Source organism: Gilliamella sp. CG16 (assembly GCF_046635785.1).
GTDB classification, from domain to species: Bacteria; Pseudomonadota; Gammaproteobacteria; order Enterobacterales; family Orbaceae; genus Gilliamella; species Gilliamella apicola_I.
Genome location: NZ_JBIDFL010000007.1, coordinates 38723 through 55174, shown reverse-complemented (window position 1 = coordinate 55174; position 16452 = coordinate 38723). Strand labels below are relative to the sequence as shown.

Below are 16452 nucleotides of genomic sequence, written 5' to 3'. Positions count from 1 at the left end.
TTATTGATTAGTCGATGATTCTTGTAGTGCTTCTGCTATTTGATCCATTAAACGACTATACGTTTGAATCCCGCCTGCGATATACATCGATGTTGAATCAAGATAAACAATATGATTGTGCTGCCATGCTGCCGTTTTTTGAATTAATTCATTATTTAATACTTGTTGTGCTGATTGAGCTTCTTTATTACCAATGGCATTATCTCTATCTAACACAAATATCCATTCGGGATTAGTACTTAAAATGAATTCAGAAGTAACACTATTCCCATGACGACCGGCTTCTTGAAAAGTGGTTGCTGGTTGGAAACCTAACACATCAAAAACAAATCCAAAACGTGATTTAGGGCCATATGCAGACATTTTTCCACCATTAATCATAATCACTAATGCCGAACCGGCTGTACTGGTTTTCGATTTTAGTTGGTCAATTTTTTGATTAAAGTCTTCAATCAATTTAGATGCTTCTTTCTCTTTTTCAAAAATCCCACCTAATTGACGAGTTCGCTCCGTTAAACTTGCTAAGAAGTTATTGGAATCAATATCTAAGGAGATTGTTTTTGCTAATTTTTCCAATTTTGGATAGGCATCTGTTGCTCGTCCACCTGCTATAATTAAGTCAGGATTGATAGAGCTAAGTACTTCGTAATTTGGCTCAAACAAAGTCCCAATGTTAGTATAGGACTTATCACTATATTTAGATAAGAAATCAGGTAAATGGACATTTGATTGTGGTACAGCTGAGACTGGAATATTCAATGCATCAATAATATCAAGAGTTGCAATGTTAAAAACAGCTACTTTTTTGGGAACCGACCCAAAAAATGCTTCGCCTTGAGCGTGTTTAATTACCAGAACAATTTTCTTAGTATCGGAATAATCTGGTTTTTGGTTATTCTTATTATTATCACACCCAACAACTAACAGCAATACAGCAAACAGCACTGTAATTTTAACTTTGATAAATGAATACATATGAACTCCTAATTATTGTTCAGATAAAAACAACACAAATATAAATAATTCTCATTTGCATTAAATTGTATCTAAAAACAACTCAGTGTTCAATAAACTTTAAAGAATATCTAAAGTCAGTGTTAAATGATTAGAAAACGTTTCTTTACATAGCGTTATGTCAAAATTTTATAGATTAATTAGCCAATATCACTGTCATTTTTATTTGAAAACTCTTTTAACTTTCTGGTTAAAGTATTACGCCCCCACCCTAATAAATTTGCTGCTTCTTGTTTATGTCCTCGGGTAAAATTAAGTGCGCAATTTAATAAAATACGCTCTACTTCTGTCACTGCCTCAGTTAAAATGCCCGATTTTCCTGCGACAAGCGATTGTTTAGCCCATTGTTCCAGTAAAAATTGCCAATCCATTGCAACTTGAGAGTCGTTTAATGTCAAACTTATATCATTACGACCAACCGAAATTTTAGGCATCGGAAATTGTAATAGCTCTGGTGGTAGATCTTGCACTAAAATTTCTTTACTAGAAGACATGACTGTCACCCAACGACAGGTATTTTCAAGCTGTCTTACATTGCCCGGCCAATTAAATTTACATAGAACACTCATCGCTTCGGGACTAAAAACTTTACTTTCAACGCCTAACTCTTTAGCCGTGGTATATAAAAAATGCTCTGCAAGTTTCGGAATATCTTGAGCACGATCACGTAAAGGAGGCAATAAAATACGGATTACATTTAAGCGATGAAACAAATCATCCCGAAATTTGCCTTCACGCACTCTTGCTTCTAAATCTTGATGCGTTGCGGCAATAATTCTGACATCAACTTTTACGGGGGAATAACCACCAATACGATAAAATTGTCCATCGGCAAGGACTCGAAGTAACCGTGTTTGAACATCAAGAGGCATATCACCAATTTCATCTAAAAATAAGGTTCCACCATTAGCCTGTTCAAATCGTCCGTGCCTGATTTGTGCAGCCCCAGTAAACGCTCCTTTTTCGTGTCCAAAAAGTTCAGATTCAATCAGATCTTTGGGAATCGCTGCCATATTAAGTGCGATAAAAGGTGAATGTGATCGAGGGCTATGAGTATGCAACGCTTTTGCGACTAACTCTTTACCTGTACCTGATTCACCATTAATCAGCACACTAATAGAAGATTTTGATAAGCGTCCAATAATCCGAAATACCTCTTGCATTGAAGGTGCTTCACCTATTATGCCTGTTGATGCTTTTGCCGTAACATGAGTACGTTGATAATTTGGTACTTGTAAATGTTGAGACTGTGCAATAGCACGTTCAACAAGTTGGATCATTTCATCCACATCAAAGGGTTTGGGAATATAATCAAAAGCGCCTTTTTGGTAAGCATTGACAGCAGCATCAAGATCAGAATGCGCTGTCATGATAATGACAGGCAAATGGGGGAATTGTGCTTTGATATAATTAAGTAATGATAGACCATCGATGCCAGGCATTTTAATATCAGAAATTAGTACAGCTGGTTTGGGTAGTTGATTAGTCAAAGCTTCGATCACATCTTGACCGTTTGCAAAACTAATACAATTAAAATGCGCATTGGTAAGTGCTTTTTCTAATACCCAACGAATTGAACTATCATCATCAACAACCCAAACATTCATTTTAAATTACCTCATTGTTTGATTGGCAAATAGACAGAAAATTCAGTGTGTCCAGGCCAACTATTAAATTCAATTTTACCATGATGTTGATCAACAATATTATGTGCAATAGAAAGACCGATTCCTGTCCCACCTTCATAACCGCTTACCATAGGATAAAAAAGTGTATCTTGAATATGAACAGGTACCCCCGGTCCATTATCTTCAATATCAATACGTGCACATAGTCGATAACGTTGTCCATGCAATGTAATTTGAAAGGCAGTTCTCGTTCTGATTGTTATCGTACCTGTTTTCGTACCAATAGCCTGTAAAGCATTTCGCACAATATTTAAAATAACTTGTTCGATCTGCTCTGAATCATGGATAAATTCTGGCAAACTTGGATCATAATCCCGTAAAATAGTCACATTTAATGGTTTTTCGATGCATAATAACGCATAGGTTCGCTCAATCGCTTGATGAATATTTTGTACTTTTTGGTGCAAGCGTTGCTGTGGTCCCAATAACCTATCTACTAGATTTCTTAATCTATCTGCTTGTTCAATAATAATCTGCGTATAATCTTGCAACTCATTTTTTGGTAATTCTCGTGATAATAATTGTGCAGCACCTCGAAGCCCACCTAATGGGTTTTTAATTTCATGTGCTAGCCCTCGCACAAGTTCACGAGCAGCACTTTGTTGAGCTTGTTGTAACTGTTCTTGGCTTAACCGTTTATGATTATTTAAAGGCGCCATTTCAATTAAGATCTGTTCATTACTTAAGGGTTGTGCCGTTAACGATAAGATATGCAATTCATTATTCACCACCAAATTCACTTCAGTATCCGTAAAACCTTGATTTTTGGATAATGAACTTTGCATTAACTCGAAATCTAAAGAATGGTAACTCAATAAATCAGGAAGATAACTATCTAATAACTTTTTGGGACTTTGTGCTAATAGCTGTTGGGCAGCGGTATTGGCGTAAACAATATTGAGATTTTTATCAAGTAATAAAATACTTGTAATCATCGAGTTGAGAACAAGATCAGCATCAGATTCACTATCAAATGTCATCGTCGGTATTCCGTCCTCATTAAAATCCACCGCTTTAGACGGTGGATTAACTGTTTAAATTTTAGATAAATTTATAAACTATAGTAAAGTTCAAATTCAACTGGATGTGGTGTCATACGTACACGATCAACATCTTGACGTTTTAAATCAATATACGCATCAATCGTATCATTAGTGAAGACATTACCACGCGTTAAGAAGTCACGATCAGCATCTAATGCATTAAGCGCTTCTTCAAGTGAACCCGCCACTTGTGGAATTAATTTAGATTCTTCCGGTGGTAAATCATATAAGTTTTTATCCATTGCATCGCCAGGATGAATTTTGTTAATAATACCATCTAAACCAGCCATTAACTGCGCGGCAAATGATAAATATGGATTACCTGCTGGATCAGGGAAACGAACTTCAATACGGCGTGCTTTCGGGCTAGTTACAACCGGAATACGAATTGAAGCAGAACGGTTACGAGCAGAATACGCAAGCATAACAGGCGCTTCATAACCCGGTACTAAACGTTTATATGAGTTTGTTGCAGGGTTAGTAAATGCATTGATAGCTTTAGCATGTTTAATAATACCGCCAATATAGAATAATGCCATTTCAGAAAGCCCAGCATATTTATCACCGGCAAATAAGTTAACTCCATCTTTAGCTAAAGATTGATGGCAGTGCATGCCTGAACCATTATCGCCAAACATCGGTTTCGGCATAAATGTCGCTGTTTTACCATAAATATGCGCTACATTTTGCACAACATATTTATAAATTTGAACTTCATCCGCTTTTTTAGTTAATGTATTGAAACGACAAGCTATTTCATTTTGTCCTGCAGTTGCCACTTCATGGTGATGAGCTTCAACCACTAAACCAAGTTGTTCCATAATTAAACACATCTCTGAGCGGATATCTTGCGATGAATCAACCGGAGGAAGTGGGAAGTAACCGCCTTTTACGCCTGGGCGATGACCTTTGTTACCTTCTTCATATTTTGTGCCTGAATTCCAAGCGGCTTCAATATCATCAATATGAACAAAACTACCTGACATCGGTGAACCAAAACGAACATCATCAAATAAAAAGAATTCGGGTTCAGGTCCAAAAATAACGGTATCAGCAATGCCTGAAGATTTTAAAAACTCTTCAGCACGTTTTGCGATTGAACGAGGATCACGATCATAACCTTGTAATGTTGCAGGTTCGAGTACATCACAACGGAGATTTAATGTTACATCTTCAAAAAATGGATCAATAACGGCACTTGAAGCATCAGGCATTAATACCATATCCGATTCATTAATCCCTTTCCAACCAGCAATTGATGAACCGTCAAACATTTTACCGTCTTCAAAAAAGTCAGCATCAATTTGACTAACGGGTATCGTAACGTGTTGCTCTTTACCTTTGGTATCAGTAAAACGCAAATCGACAAATTTAACATCATTTTCTTTAATTAGTGTTAATACTTTTTGTATAGACATGTATCTTCTCCGTTGAGGACAAATAATTGTTCAGTTCGTAAGGCATTCTTGCCAAGTTATTTTCTTTAATGCAAATATGATGCCAAGTTTTAAGTCACGTTATTCTAGTGAATTTACGGGTTAAATAGTAACACAAATAGCATTGATGCACCAAAATAATGCATAAAAACACTTAAAATGCACCAATAAAAGGCGTTGCATATTTATTTTGCTAAAAAGAAGTCGTTCACGCATTCAATCATCCTTGTAATAATTAAAATCTCAATAAGAATCTTCTCAATTTAACGCTCGATAATTAGGGGAACACAAGATTTTCTTATAGGTACTGTATTTCAGTGCATAATATCGCTATAATCTCTTCTTATATTGAAAAACTAGGTAATTATAAAAGTATGGACTTTATTACACTCGAAATTATACCTTTTGTTAAAAATCATATTTTACTTTCTTTAGGTTGGATTGTACTTTTTATTGCAATAATTGTATTAACCATCAAAAGTAAGTTATCAAAAGTTAAAATCATTAATAATGCTCAAGCAATCAATCTGATTAATAAACAAAATGCTAAAATCATTGATTTGCGATCAGCTGATAGTTTCAAAAAGGGGCATATTACCGATTCCCTGAATATACTCCCCATTGATATCAAAAATACGAGTGCAAATTCTATCGAAAAACATAAAGAAAATTTTGTTATCTTGATTGATGATAATGGTCTGTCATCAGTCGGCATCGGTGAAATACTTGTTAAACAAGGTTTCTTGAATGTTTTTGCATTAAAAGATGGCATTGCAGGATGGAATGGCGAAAATTTACCATTAGTTAGAAAATAAAACTATATTTAAAATAAGGTTAGATCATGACAGAACAAAACAATACACAACAACCAGAAACACAATTTGCAATTCAACGTATTTATACAAAAGATGTTTCATTTGAAACCAATAATGTACCCGAAGTTTTTACCAAACAATTTCAACCTGCCATGAATGTTGAATTGAATTCATCATCTCAATCCTTAAATGATGATGTTTATGAAGTCGCATTACGCATTACAGTAACAATGAAATCACAAGACGAAGTTGCCTATATTTGTGAAGTTACGCAAGCAGGTATTTTTTCACTTGTTGGATTCAATGACGCACAGTTACAACACTGTTTAGGTGCTTACTGTCCGAATATTTTATTCCCGTATGCACGAGAAACAATTTCTAACTTAGTCATTAAAGGTTCTTTCCCACCAGTTAATTTAGAACCGGTTAACTTTGACGTGTTATTTATGAACTATCTTCAACAGCAACAACAATCAGTTGAAGAAGAATCAACAGAAACATTACAATAATCATTGTGATTTAATCTAGAACGATAAATCTAACGGTTAATTATGGAAAAACATGCTGTTGTCACAGTAATCGGTGCAGGTTCTTACGGAACCTCTTTAGCTATTTTACTTGCACGTAATGGTCATCAAACATTATTGTGGGGACATAATTCACACAAAATGATGGCTTTACAGCATGACAGGCAAAATAAACAATTTTTGCCTGATATTCCTTTTCCTGAATTACTGCACATTGAAAGTGATCTGCAAACAGCTGTTTCAGCGTCACCAATCTTACTCATAGTGGTACCTAGCCATGCTTTTGGTACTATTTTAAAGCAAATAAAACCCTATTTACGCAAAGATAGTAAAATTGTTTGGGCAACCAAAGGACTTGAGGTCAATACCGGACGTTTATTGCAAGATGTCGCCAGAGAAATTTTAGGCAATCAAATCCCCCTAGCTGTCATTTCAGGCCCTACTTTTGCTAAAGAAGTTGCCTCAGGTTTGCCAACGGCGGTAACAGTTGCTTCAACGGATGATGATTTTTTAACTGAGTTACAAAATTTATTTCATTGTAGTAAAAGTTTTCGGGTCTATAGCAGTAAAGATTTTATTGGGGTGCAACTTGGCGGCGCCATTAAAAATGTGATTGCGATAGGAGCAGGATTGTCTGATGGGCTGGGTTTTGGTGCGAATGCAAGAACAGCGTTAATCACACGTGGACTGGCTGAAATGATGCGATTGGGCGAAGCGCTTGGTGCAGATCCTGCAACGTTTATGGGCATGGCTGGACTTGGTGATCTTGTATTAACCTGTACGGATAATCAATCACGAAATCGACGTTTCGGTATTTTGCTGGGACAAAATAAATCTATTCAAGAAGCACAAGATATTATCGCACAAGTTGTCGAAGGATTTAAAAATACTAAAGAAGTTTGGACACTTGCAAAACAATATCATGTGGATATGCCAATCACTGAACAAATTTATAAAGTACTATACGAGCATAAAGATCCTAAACAAGCGGCAATGACCTTACTCGGACGATCACAGAAAGAAGAACTAAAAAGTTAATTTTTAATACCGTTATATCATCACTTTGTATTAACGCTATTAAATAACGTTGTAATTAAAATGAGCTATTCTTTCTAATCTTTAGGTTATATAGTTGTTCCAATACCCTTTTCTTTTGCTTTTAGATAAATATCATATCCAACATAAACATCGAGAACGGCTGTTCCCACCGTTTTAAATAATGTGATTTGCTCATCGTTTTGGCGACATTTTTGCGAATCAGTAACTAATTCACCCAACTCAAAAAAATCATTTTTTGATACACGTTTCTGGTTAATTGGATCAATAATATCCCCTGCTTCGGCAAAAACGCCCTCTTTAGTATCAAGTACACGAATGTCCGCTTTTTCAACAATATTACCTGGTATTTCATGCATTTCAGGGGTATATGCACCCACACCATTAATATGAGTACCAGGCTTAACGATATCACCATTAAATGTGACCACTTTAGATGTTGTCACTGAGGTGATTATATCTGCTTGACCAATGTCTTCATCAAAATTTTGCGAAAAATAGAAATTGGCTGAAAAATGTGAAAAGTGTTTTTTCATCGCTTCCGTAAATTGTTTCGCTTTTTGTTCATCGATATCGTAAATAGCTACATCAGTCAGATCCCGAACGGTTAACATGGCTTCTAATTGTGATACTGCCTGACCTCCTGTTCCAATTAATACTGCTCGTCGAGCATTTTTTCTTGCTAAAAGATCGGTTGCCGCACCTTGTACCGCCCCTGTACGAAGTTGAGTTACAAAAGTACCATCTAAAATGGCACAAACTTCCCCAGTTAAAGGATCTAACATCATCACTTGCGCTGGTACGGAGGGTTTACCCAATTTAGGATTATCCGGAAATACAGACACAATTTTAATGCCAACAATATCCTTACCTTTTATATGCGCGGGCATAAATAAACTTTGCCCTTTCTGCATATCAAAATTGATACGTAAAGGCACTTCACTATCTCCTTGGGTATAGATTTTTAAAGCTTGTTTATCTGCCTCAATGGCATCTTTCATACTATAAACATGTTGAATATCATTTGCGGATAAAATTAACATTTTCACTCCAGACCTTTTTTTATGATTTATTTTACGTTTTTTATAGGCATTGTCTAACTTTTAGATAACTAACCAAAGAAAATCATTAATCATGTTCAGATTATTCATAATAAATTCAAAATAAACAACATATCTTGTGTATTTCCTCTATTTTCACTATTATGACAAGGTGCAATTTTGCACGGAAATTGAGAATTAAGATGTTATTCAATATATTAAGGGTTATTTTAAAGTTTCTTTTTCATGTCAAAATTTATGGTAACCTAAAAAACTTAAAGCAAGAAAGATTGCTTATCACTCCTAACCATGTTTCCTTTCTTGATGGTCTTCTAATCGGTGTTTTCTTACCTGTTAGACCCGTGTTTGCCATTTATTCAGGTTATATTGATCACTGGTTAGTTCGTTTAGCAAAACGGTACGTGGATTTTGTGCCGATGGATCCTATTAATCCTATGGCGATTAAACGCTTAGTACGCGAAATTGAAAAAGGACGTCCGATAGTCATATTCCCTGAAGGAAGAATCACCGTAACAGGGTCATTAATGAAAATTTATGATGGAGCGGCTTTTGTAGCGGCTCGATCGAAAGCAACGATTGTACCAGTCTGGATTGAAGGAGCAGAGTTCACATTAACTAGCCGCCTAAAAGGACTGTTTAAACGTCGCTTATTTCCTAAAATAACGATTCATGTACTTGAACCGACCACAATTCCAATGCCAAATGTGCCTAAAGCAAAAGACAAACGCTATATAGCGGGTGAAAAATTGCATCAAATCATGATGAATGCTCGTCTAGCAAGCCGTCCTAAATTAACACTATTTGAAGCATTACTTGAAGCACAAGTTCGCTACGGGACAAAATCAAGAACAGTACAAGACCCGACAACGTCCGAATTATCTTATCGTAATTTACTTAAGCAAATTATTGGTGTAAGTTGCATTATCGAAAAAATTACCGAAAAAAAAGAACGAGTGGGTGTTTTACTCCCCAATGCCACAATCACCGTTGCGACTATTTTCGGTTTATTAGTGAAAAACCGAGTACCTGCCATGCTTAATCATACTGCTGGTACAAAGGGATTAACCTGTGCAATTACTGCCGCCGAAATTAAATCCATTGTCACGTCGCGTAAATTTATTCAAAAAGGTAAACTCGATTATCTCTTAGATGAGATCAAAGGCATTAAGTGGTATTTTCTGGAAGATTTACGCAGTAGTTTGACTTTAAAAGATAAGCTCTATGTGGCAGTGAATCAATATATTCCACGTTTTGTTGAATGTAATCAAACGAGTGATGATGAAGCACTTGTTCTTTTTACATCAGGCTCTGAGGGTAACCCTAAAGGGGTTGTGCATACGCATGGTAGTCTACTTGCTAATGTTGAACAAATTCGATCGATCATTGATCCTACTCCAGCCGATCGATTTATGTCTGCGTTACCGTTGTTCCATGCTTTTGGTATCACAGCTGGTTTATTTTTACCGCTTTTTTCAGGTAGTCGTACATTTTTATATCCAAACCCATTACACTATCGAATGGTACCAGAAATTATTTATGACCAAAATTGTACCGTTCTATTTGGTACACCAACTTTTTTAGCTAACTATGCTCGCTATGCCCACCCATTTGATTTTATGCGTTTACGCTATGTGGTAGCTGGCGCTGAAAAATTATCAGAACCAGTACGAGAACTATGGAAAGATAAATATGGCATTCGTATTTTAGAAGGTTATGGCGTCACCGAATGTGCACCGGTCGTTGCCCTCAATGTACCTATGGCATTTAAAAATGGCACAGTTGGTCGTTTATTGCCGGGGATGACTTCACGGTTAATTCATATACCTGGCATTAGTGAGGGAGGAGAGTTACAAGTTAAAGGGCCAAACGTGATGAAAGGTTATTTGCGCGTTGAAAATCCAGGCACCCTTGAACCACCTGTCGCCATAGATGAAAACGGTGAAGCTGAACAGGGTTGGTACGATACTGGTGATATCGTTTCAATTGATGATGAAGGTTTTATCACCATTAAAGGACGACTAAAACGATTTGCCAAAATAGCAGGTGAAATGGTCTCTTTAGAGAGTGTAGAGGCACTCGCTAAAAAAGTGGATCCCGATGCAATGCATGGTGCAACAGTAAAAGCTGATGCAGCAAAAGGGGAAGCAATTGTACTTTTCACAACTTCAACCAAGTTAGATCGTGAACAACTAAGTCAAACAGCACAAGAACTTGGTATTCCTGCTTTAGCCGTTCCTCGTGATATTCGAGTTGTTAAAGAACTTCCACTTCTTGGAACAGGAAAAATAGATTTTATCACACTTCGAAAAATGGCTGACGAATAGCATAAGGATATCACATGAACCACAATTCACTATTAAGCAAAGGCATGGTGGCAACCATGCTGGCGCAATTCTTTTCGGCATTTGCAGATAATGCAATATTCTTTGCTATTCTTGCCTATATCAGAAAACTTCAGTACCCAGAATGGAGTGAGTCAGCACTACAAATCGGTTTTGTGATTCCTTTTATCATCCTTTCTCCTTTTGTTGGTCAATTTGCAGACTGTATGTCTAAAGGAAAAGTCATGATGATTTCAAATGGTATGAAGCTATTAGGCGCAGCCTGTATCTGTCTTAATTTCAACCCTTTTATTGGCTATTTTTTAGTAGGTGTTGGTGCAGCGGGTTATTCGCCTGCTAAATATGGCATTTTAGGCGAACTGACTTCAGGTAATAATTTAGTCAAAGCGAATGGATTGATAGAAGCATCCACTATTGCGGCTATTTTACTGGGTTCACTTGCTGGTGGACATCTTGCCGATATGAATGTCAGTGCGTCCTTACTTGCATGTGTATTAATGTATGGTTTTGCTGTTATTGCTAATATTTTTATTCCTAAACTCCCTGCTGCCAGAAAAGATATTCAATGGAATATAAAGGGTATGATAAAAGATTTTAGTAAAACCGTTCACATTATTCTCAATAATAAACTTGTTTTATATACTTTATTAGGCACAAGTCTATTCTGGGGGGCGGGAGTTACCTTAAGATTTTTATTAATCCTTTGGGTACCAGCTGTTTTAAATATTACTGATATCGCAACACCAACAAATCTAAATGCAGTCGTTGCTATCGGCATTGTTATTGGAGCAGGATTAGCCAGCTTACTGGTCTCAATCAATAATACGTTACGTAGCATTCCGGCAGGTATTATGATGGGCATTGCCGTTATCGCATTCACTTTACAAAGCAATCTTATTGCTTGTTATGTATTATTAATTGTTATTGGTGCGTTAGGCGGATTCTTTTTAGTACCCTTAAATGCATTAATTCAAAAAACGGGTAAAGATATCGTTGGAGCAGGCAGTGTCATTTCCGTACAAAATTTAAGTGAATATACTACAATGATGGTTATGTTGGGTCTTTATACTGTTGCTGTATCTTTTAAGATCTCGATAATAACAATTGGCGTTAGTTTCGGCGCTTTATTTGCAATTGTCATTTTTTTACTGTGGCTAGGATTAAAAAAGTATGCAACCAATAAATCTATCAAAAATGTTAACTGAAAGTCGTAATCCATACAGCGAAAAAATTGATAGCTGTTCGACGATCGATATACTCAAAATCATTAATAATGAAGATAAGCATGTTGCCGTTGCTATTGAAAAAGAGTTAGCAAATATCGCTAAAGCAGTGGATGTGATTAGTCAAACTTTTTTAAATCACGGTCGTTTAATTTATCTCGGTGCCGGCACTTCAGGTCGGCTTGGTATTTTAGATGCAAGTGAATGCCCACCCACCTATGGCACCCCTTCTCAACAAGTCATCGGATTGATTGCTGGTGGTCAAACGGCAATTTTTAAAGCAGTTGAAAATGCAGAAGATAATCCTGAATTAGCAATAACTGATTTGAAAAATATTCACTTTTCAGCCAATGATATTTTAGTTGGTATTGCCGCAAGTGGTCGCACTCCCTACGTTATAGGTGGTATGCAATTTGCTAAATCAATTGGCGCAACAGTGATAAGTTTATGCTGTAACCCCAATGCCCCTATGATTGATCTGGCAGACGTCGCCATCACACCAATTGTAGGAGCTGAAGTGATAACAGGTTCATCAAGAATGAAAGCCGGAACAGCACAAAAACTTGTCCTTAATATGTTAACCACCGCTAGCATGATCAAAATTGGTAAAGTTTACGGTAATTTAATGGTCGATGTCGAAGCCACTAATGCTAAATTAATTGAGCGACAAATATCCATTGTCATGCAAGCAACTGAATGTGACCGCCAAACGGCAATGTTAGCGCTTAAACAGAGTGATAGACACTGTAAAACAGCTATTTTAATGATTCTCGGTCATCTTGATGTTGATCAAGCAAAAAAATTATTATCAGAAAATAATGGTTTTATCAGAAAAGCACTATCGGCGAGTTGATAAGATAATTATAGAAAAAATAAACATAAATGGTCTGTTTTTATGATCTATGTCTAATTTTCAAATTAGGATTATTGACAATCTATTACATAATAGAGAAATATAAAAACTGTACCATTTATTTAAACAGAATATTACAGGCATAACAGTGCACTGAGATAATTATAATAATATGATTTAGTAAGATTAAGCGTAAATTCATCACTTCTTTCATGGATGTATACACTTCTCGCTAATTTCTGATATTAATTTTTTATTCATTTTTTGAAAGACACAAGGACATTGTATGAGGAAATCACTATTTCATATCGCTATACTTGGTATTTTCATCCTATCAACGCCAATTGTTGTCTATAGTCAAAATCATCAGCTTTTAACAAATTCCAATTTATCAACGATATCCACTATCTCGGATCCAACTTTGATAAAAACCCAATTTGGATTAGTTAAAGGTCAACTCGACAACCTCAACAACGTTCTCGTGTGGACAGGCATACCTTATGCGAAAGCACCCTCAGGGGAGTTAAGATGGAAAAAACCGATTGACCCTGAACCATGGGAAGGTATATTTGATGCAACTCAAGCAAGTCCTATCGCATTTCAGCTCAATGAAAATAACATCATTGGTTCAGATAATAGTTTAAATCTCAATATCTATCGACCGAATAATAATAAAAAAAATTTACCAGTTCTCGTTTATATTCACGGTGGCAACAACCAAATCGGAAAAGCAGAAGAGATGACAGGCAACGGCATGGTAACCGATCTGGATGCAATTTTTATCTCAATTAATTATCGTTTGGGGCCACTCGGATTTAATCCGCTTCCTGCCTTGCAAACGGGTGATAGACTCGAAGATTCGGGTAACTATGCGTTATTGGATATGGCAAAATCATTAGATTGGATTAAAGACAATATTACCTATTTTGGTGGAAATCCTCACAATATCACTGTCTCTGGCTTTTCAGCGGGTGGACGAGATGTGATGGCGATGTTAATCTCACCTATTTTTAAAGATAAATTTCAAAAAGCGATCTCTTTTAGTGGCGGTATGACCATTGCAAATAAAGAGGATAGCATTAAAGTCTTTGCCAAAGCTATAGCCCCACTTGCTGTTGAAGATAAAATAAAGCCAACTGAAGAACAAGCTTATCATTGGCTGTTAACCAATCATCCCGATGTCAAAGCATATTTGTATAGCCTATCTTCTGAAAGATTGGTTTCACTAATGAATAATGCCGGAATCAGAATGAGTGTCTTTCCGCATTTATATAACGACGGCTATGTAATCCCCAAAGAAGGGTTTAATACGCATCAATATCATTCTGTGCCATTGATCATGCTGACCGGTACGGGTGAATTTTCATTATTCGCAAAATCTTCAGCTTATTTTAGCTCATCCTTCAATCATGGTATACCAAGTGGACAAACACTAACAGCATTTCAATTCGCCAATAAATATGGCGGAAAATTATATGATTTATTTAACGTTTCAGACTCAGCCCAAAAAATGGCACCTTTTTATAAAGCAAAAATTTATGGTATGGAAATACAATATGGCGAAGATCAAAATGTTGTAGGCTTACCAATGGGATTATATGGTGCTTTTCATGGTGTTTTTTTACCACTGATGGATCCGTATTCAGAAAATTATAACGGGTTAATAGCAAATGCCTATAAAACTCAAGGCGCTAAACAACTCAGTAAAATTTATAAAAAATATATTCATAATTTTATCTATAACGGCGATCCTAATGGCAACGATTTAGTCTATTGGAATAATTGGTCTATAACAAATAATAACGCGAATAAAGGACTACTCTATATCAATGCCGACAGAGAAAAAGCTATAGTTTATATGGGAAGACAACATTTTTCTTACCGTGATGTGCTTGATGAAATGGATAACGATCAATCTATCCCACCAGAAATAAAAAAAACGCTTATTTCTGAGGTATTAAATGGTCGGTGGTTTAGTCATGAACTTGATCTTAGATATCATAATAAGTCATTATGGTTAAAATAACTAATCTTAATGAATAAGATTATCGATCTTATTGTTCTGTCAAGAAGTTGAAATTTGTCAATGAGTAAACTTTAACATCCAATGACACAACTCAATTATCAGATAAAAGACTTTAACTTTTTTATGATTAAACATTTTGTATTTTATGAAGGACAACAGATTATTTATACAAAAAGCTATTTACAAAATGGGGATTTATTTCAATAATTCTATTCGAAATAAAACTTATATTGGTTCGTTAATATCACGAATTTCAGCCCTGTTTAAAGTTACAGACTATATTATTTATAGTTAATTTTTAATATCAATTTTTGATAAAAATTTATGACATTTATATTATGAATATAATATAAAAATTGGGAGGTAGTTGTATGGTAGGAATTATTCTAGCAACTCATGGTGAGTTTGCAGAAGGGATTCTACAATCTGGGTCAATGATTTTTGGAGAGCAAGAAAACGTGCAAGCCGTAACCTTGCATCCGAGTGATAGCCCTGAAAGTTTAAAAGAACGAATGTTAGCCGCAATAGCAACATTCGACGATCAAAATGAAGTACTTTTTTTAGTTGATTTATGGGGTGGCACGCCATTTAATCAAGCAAATAATCTATGTGGTGAGCACCCCAATTGGGCAATTGTTGCAGGTTTAAATCTACCGATGCTTATTGAAGCTTATTCATCTCGTTTTTCAATGGAAACAGCTAAAGAAATTGCCGTTGCAATCTTAGAATCAGCGAAAGAAGGAATTAAAGCAACAGTTGAAGCACCGGCTGCAAGCACCACTAGTACTCAACAAACGAATACCATACCTGAAGGCACCGTTCTAGGTGATGGTAAAATGAAAATTGTCTTGGCTCGAGTTGACTCTCGTTTATTACATGGTCAAGTCGCCACCGCTTGGACAAAATCAACCAATCCTAATCGTATCATCGTTGTATCGGATTCAGTATCGAAAGATGAATTAAGAAAAAAACTGATCGAAGAAGCCGCTCCTCCGGGGGTAAAAGCAAATGTCGTGCCGATTAAAAAAATCATCGAAGTTTCGCGCGATCCACGATTTGGCAATACTAAGGCATTGTTACTATTCGAAAACCCACAAGATGTATTACGAACTATTGAAGGCGGTGTCGACATTGATACCCTTAATATTGGCTCAATGGCGCACTCTGTCGGTAAAGTAATGGTAAATAAAGTACTTTCAATGAATGCGGATGATGTAGAAACATTTGAAAAATTAAAAGAAAAACACGTTAAATTTGATGTTCGCAAAGTACCAAATGATTCTAATAGTAATATGGATGAACTGTTGAAAAAAGCGAAAGAAGAATTAGCAGCACAAAAGAATTAGGACTTATACAAGAGGTTATATT

Annotated in this window: 13 protein-coding genes; 8 read left to right on the top strand and 5 right to left on the bottom strand. The window is 36.0% G+C overall.

Going from position 1 to position 16452, the window contains the following annotated elements:
• From ACGH47_RS08120 to glnA, 4 genes are all read right to left on the bottom strand, one after another.
• A complete protein-coding gene (locus tag ACGH47_RS08120) occupies nt 1-975 on the bottom strand; it encodes a siderophore ABC transporter substrate-binding protein (RefSeq protein WP_411623168.1) in 975 nt (324 codons plus the stop codon).
• A 179-nt stretch (nt 976-1154) separates the two neighbouring features.
• Nucleotides 1155-2621 carry a nitrogen regulation protein NR(I) gene (gene glnG / locus ACGH47_RS08115; RefSeq protein ID WP_267360732.1) on the bottom strand — a complete coding sequence of 489 codons (1467 nt, stop codon included), beginning with the start codon at nt 2619-2621 and terminating at the stop codon, nt 1155-1157.
• An 11-nt stretch (nt 2622-2632) separates the two neighbouring features.
• Entirely contained in the window at nt 2633-3682 is a 1050-nt protein-coding gene (gene glnL / locus ACGH47_RS08110; protein ID WP_220215858.1) for a nitrogen regulation protein NR(II), read from the bottom strand.
• Nucleotides 3683-3753: 71 nt separating this feature from the next.
• Nucleotides 3754-5163, bottom strand: a complete 1410-nt coding sequence (gene glnA, locus ACGH47_RS08105; protein ID WP_267360734.1) for a glutamate--ammonia ligase — start codon at nt 5161-5163, stop codon at nt 3754-3756.
• Nucleotides 5164-5555: 392 nt separating this feature from the next.
• On the opposite strand from glnA, the gene ACGH47_RS08100 reads away from it, so the two are divergent.
• The 3 genes from ACGH47_RS08100 to gpsA are packed head-to-tail and all read left to right on the top strand — an operon-like array spanning nt 5556 to nt 7561.
• Nucleotides 5556-5996, top strand: coding sequence for a rhodanese-like domain-containing protein (locus ACGH47_RS08100; RefSeq protein WP_411623190.1), 441 nt, complete (start codon nt 5556-5558; stop codon nt 5994-5996).
• A 26-nt stretch (nt 5997-6022) separates the two neighbouring features.
• Nucleotides 6023-6505 carry a protein-export chaperone SecB gene (secB, locus tag ACGH47_RS08095; protein WP_065559694.1) on the top strand — a complete coding sequence of 161 codons (483 nt, stop codon included), beginning with the start codon at nt 6023-6025 and terminating at the stop codon, nt 6503-6505.
• 39 nt (nt 6506-6544) lie between these two features.
• Entirely contained in the window at nt 6545-7561 is a 1017-nt protein-coding gene (gene gpsA, locus ACGH47_RS08090; RefSeq protein WP_370632180.1) for an NAD(P)H-dependent glycerol-3-phosphate dehydrogenase, read from the top strand.
• An 86-nt stretch (nt 7562-7647) separates the two neighbouring features.
• On the opposite strand, the gene ACGH47_RS08085 is transcribed toward gpsA, so the two are convergent.
• Nucleotides 7648-8622 carry an ornithine cyclodeaminase family protein gene (locus ACGH47_RS08085; protein WP_411623167.1) on the bottom strand — a complete coding sequence of 325 codons (975 nt, stop codon included), beginning with the start codon at nt 8620-8622 and terminating at the stop codon, nt 7648-7650.
• 200 nt (nt 8623-8822) lie between these two features.
• On the opposite strand from ACGH47_RS08085, the gene aas reads away from it, so the two are divergent.
• From aas to ACGH47_RS08060, 5 genes are all read left to right on the top strand, one after another.
• Nucleotides 8823-10964 carry a bifunctional acyl-ACP--phospholipid O-acyltransferase/long-chain-fatty-acid--ACP ligase gene (gene aas / locus ACGH47_RS08080; protein ID WP_411623166.1) on the top strand — a complete coding sequence of 714 codons (2142 nt, stop codon included), beginning with the start codon at nt 8823-8825 and terminating at the stop codon, nt 10962-10964.
• Nucleotides 10965-10978: 14 nt separating this feature from the next.
• Entirely contained in the window at nt 10979-12187 is a 1209-nt protein-coding gene (lplT, locus tag ACGH47_RS08075; RefSeq protein WP_411623165.1) for a lysophospholipid transporter LplT, read from the top strand.
• Nucleotides 12153-13058: an N-acetylmuramic acid 6-phosphate etherase gene (gene murQ, locus ACGH47_RS08070; RefSeq protein WP_411623164.1), complete on the top strand. Its 906-nt coding sequence runs from the start codon at nt 12153-12155 to the stop codon at nt 13056-13058. The genes lplT and murQ overlap by 35 nt, the downstream gene beginning before the upstream one ends.
• A gap of 286 nt (nt 13059-13344) precedes the next feature.
• Nucleotides 13345-15084: a carboxylesterase family protein gene (locus tag ACGH47_RS08065; protein ID WP_411623163.1), complete on the top strand. Its 1740-nt coding sequence runs from the start codon at nt 13345-13347 to the stop codon at nt 15082-15084.
• Nucleotides 15085-15455: 371 nt separating this feature from the next.
• Nucleotides 15456-16430, top strand: coding sequence for a mannose/fructose/sorbose PTS transporter subunit IIA (locus tag ACGH47_RS08060; RefSeq protein ID WP_411623162.1), 975 nt, complete (start codon nt 15456-15458; stop codon nt 16428-16430).
• Nucleotides 16431-16452: the final 22 nt, after the last annotated feature.

Coding starts and splice junctions, on each gene's coding strand:
- ACGH47_RS08120 (WP_411623168.1), bottom strand. CDS start 975: ATGTATTCATTTATCAAAGTTAAAATTACAGTGCTGTTTGCTGTATTG.
- glnG (WP_267360732.1), bottom strand. CDS start 2,621: ATGAATGTTTGGGTTGTTGATGATGATAGTTCAATTCGTTGGGTATTA.
- glnL (WP_220215858.1), bottom strand. CDS start 3,682: ATGACATTTGATAGTGAATCTGATGCTGATCTTGTTCTCAACTCGATG.
- glnA (WP_267360734.1), bottom strand. CDS start 5,163: ATGTCTATACAAAAAGTATTAACACTAATTAAAGAAAATGATGTTAAA.
- ACGH47_RS08100 (WP_411623190.1), top strand. CDS start 5,556: ATGGACTTTATTACACTCGAAATTATACCTTTTGTTAAAAATCATATT.
- secB (WP_065559694.1), top strand. CDS start 6,023: ATGACAGAACAAAACAATACACAACAACCAGAAACACAATTTGCAATT.
- ACGH47_RS08085 (WP_411623167.1), bottom strand. CDS start 8,622: ATGTTAATTTTATCCGCAAATGATATTCAACATGTTTATAGTATGAAA.
- aas (WP_411623166.1), top strand. CDS start 8,823: ATGTTATTCAATATATTAAGGGTTATTTTAAAGTTTCTTTTTCATGTC.
- lplT (WP_411623165.1), top strand. CDS start 10,979: ATGAACCACAATTCACTATTAAGCAAAGGCATGGTGGCAACCATGCTG.
- murQ (WP_411623164.1), top strand. CDS start 12,153: ATGCAACCAATAAATCTATCAAAAATGTTAACTGAAAGTCGTAATCCA.
- ACGH47_RS08065 (WP_411623163.1), top strand. CDS start 13,345: ATGAGGAAATCACTATTTCATATCGCTATACTTGGTATTTTCATCCTA.
- ACGH47_RS08060 (WP_411623162.1), top strand. CDS start 15,456: ATGGTAGGAATTATTCTAGCAACTCATGGTGAGTTTGCAGAAGGGATT.